The organism is Pedomonas sp., from assembly GCF_036515995.1.
Lineage (GTDB): Bacteria > Pseudomonadota > Alphaproteobacteria > Sphingomonadales > Sphingomonadaceae > Pedomonas.
Window position 1 is genome coordinate 1 of record NZ_DATBUP010000141.1, and the last position, 2,603, is coordinate 2,603.

The window sequence follows — 2,603 nt, forward strand, 5'->3', positions numbered from 1 at the left end:
CCATCGCGGGCTCAGCCGACATGGTGGCTCTGGTTCAGGCCTCGACCACCCTGCCGATCATGTTGTTCTCACTGGCGGCGGGAGCCATTGCCGACAGCTTTGATCGCCGCAAGGTCATGATCCTGGCCCAGGCATTCCTCCTGGTCGTCTCGGTTTCCCTGACGGCTCTGACCTTTCTCGGGCTGATGACGCCTTGGCTTCTGCTTGCTCTGACGTTCCTGGTCGGATGCGGCACGGCACTGAACGGCCCGGCCTGGCAGGCATCGGTTGGCGAGCAGGTGCCGCGCGAGGATCTGCCGGCAGCGGTTGCGCTCAACAGCATCAGTTTCAACATCGCTCGCAGTGTCGGACCGGCGATCGGCGGCGCGCTCGTGGCGGCGGCCGGGGCATCGGCCGCATTCCTCGCCAATGCCTTCAGCTATGTGGGCCTGATTACCGTATTGTTTGGCTGGAAGCGGGCGACACAGCCTCGACACCTGCCGCGGGAGCCGATCGGCGCGGCCATGCTCTCGGGCATCCGGTATGTTCTGCTGGCTCCCTCGATCAGCCACGTGCTTCTTCGGGGGCTCGCGTTTGGCGTCAGCGGCAGCGCAGTCTGGGCGCTCATGGCCCTCGTCGCGCGCGACAAGCTTGGGGGCGGGCCCCTCACCTATGGCATCATCCTCGGGGCCTTCGGTGTCGGCGCCGTCGCTGGGGCGCTGGTATCCGCTCCGGTACGCCAGCGGCTGCGCAGCGAACCGTTGGTGCGCTGGTCCATGGCGGCCTACGGGATCGGCTCGGTCATAGCCGGGATCAGTTCCGCGCTGCCGCTGACCATGCTTGGTCTGCTGCTCGCCGGCGCCGGCTGGGTGCTGGCGCTTTCAACCTTCAACGTATCAGTACAGATGTCGTCGCCGCGCTGGGTGGTTGCCCGGGCACTGGCCGTCTATCAGACCGTGACCTTCGGCGGCATGGCCGTCGGCAGCTGGATCTGGGGCCACGTCGCCCACTCGCTGGGCCTGGGCGAGGCGATTATCCTCTCGGGCCTCTGCGTTCTGGCCAGCGCATTGCTCGGGCTCTGGTGGCGCATTGGGGAACTCGGCACGCATGATCTCTCGCCCGCCCAGTTGCCGGATCTGGAGGTGGACCTCGATCTGCGCAGCGGCCCGGTCGTGGTGCAGCTGGAGTACCGGGTCTCGCCAGAAGATGCGATGGCGTTTCTGGCGGTCATGGATGATCGCCGCCGGATCCGGCAAAGGAACGGAGCGCGGGGGTGGTCGCTGACACAGGATCTCAGCGACCCTGAGGTTTGGGTCGAGCGCTATTCCAATGCGACCTGGGGCGAGTATCTGCGCCAGCGCGCGCGTACCACCATGGCCGACCTGAGGGTTCACCAGCAGGTGCTGGCCTTCCATCGCGGAGAGACGCCGCCACGGTTCCGCAGGTTGCTCGAGCGGCCCGCAGGCGCCTTGCCTGCCGGCAGCCGGCGTCCCAGCCGGGAGGAAGAGCGCGGCGCTGTGGTTGATCCGACCTTGCCACCGCAGGCCCCTCCCTTGGCGCGCGGCAAGCACTGACAACTGCACTGCTGAATATTCAGGGAAGATGACAGAGTCGGTCTTGATAATCAGGGACGCCGTCCCGGCCACTGAGTTCAGGCAGCGCTGCCCTATTGCGGAGAAAAAATGCGGCAGAATATCTGAGATATGCCGAGGAAAAGGTTCAGATCAACCTCGTCACGAAGCCGTAACTGAGCCGTCATCACCGTGTAATTTCCAAGCGGCATAGCCCCCATGGGCAAACGGTCCCGCGTGTCGGACCTGAATGGGGGTTTTATCCATGAAATTGCGTTTTCCCGCGCATCGGGCGGCTTTGATCTGCAGCACCATTCTCTCGGCCTCTTGCGCGATCCCGCAGGCGATCGCCGGGGAGTTGGTCGGCACCGTGACCGATGCCACGATCACCCGCAGCCTGCCAGGCGCCGAAATTGAACTGGTAGAGCTTGGCCGCCGCACGACGGTGGCTCAGGACGGCACCTACCGCTTCACGGATGTGCCGGCTGGCACCTTTACGCTGCGGGCCCGCTATGCCGGGGCTCCGGACAAGACCGTGACCATCGACGTGCCGGATCTGGGCGTGGCGCAGCTGGCCATTACCCTCGGCACGGACGACAGCACCATTCTGGTCATTGGACAGCAGGCCAATCTGGCCAGCTCCATCTCTCGTCAGCGCAGCGCCGATGGCGTTAAAACCGTGCTCACCCGCGACGCGATCGGTCAGTTTCCCGACCAGAACGTAGCGGAATCCATTCGCCGTGCACCAGGCGTCAACATTCTCAACGACCAGGGCGAAGGCCGCTTCGTCTCCGTGCGTGGTCTTGATCCGAACCTCAATGCAGCATCGATCAACGGGACGCGCGTGCCCGCACCCGAGGCGGATGTCCGCTCCGTGGCGCTGGACGTCATTCCCTCAGAGCTCATCGAGTCCATCGAGATCAAGAAGACCCTGACGCCGGACATGGATGCAGACACCATCGGTGCGTCGATCGAGATCAACACCACCAGCGCGTTCGATCGCAAGAAGCCATTTGTCGCCCTGTCGGTCGAGGGCTCGCACAACGACCTGAC

The 2,603-nt window shown here is 64.7% G+C and carries 2 protein-coding genes; both read left to right on the top strand.

What is annotated here, in order from left to right; genetic code table 11:
- Positions 1-1,553: MFS transporter (locus VIG90_RS10825; RefSeq protein ID WP_331593529.1), on the top strand; the 1,553-nt coding region annotated here is incomplete at its 5' end.
- A 262-nt stretch (positions 1,554-1,815) separates the two neighbouring features.
- On the top strand, positions 1,816-2,603 hold a 788-nt coding region (locus tag VIG90_RS10830), incomplete at its 3' end, for a TonB-dependent receptor plug domain-containing protein (protein ID WP_331593530.1).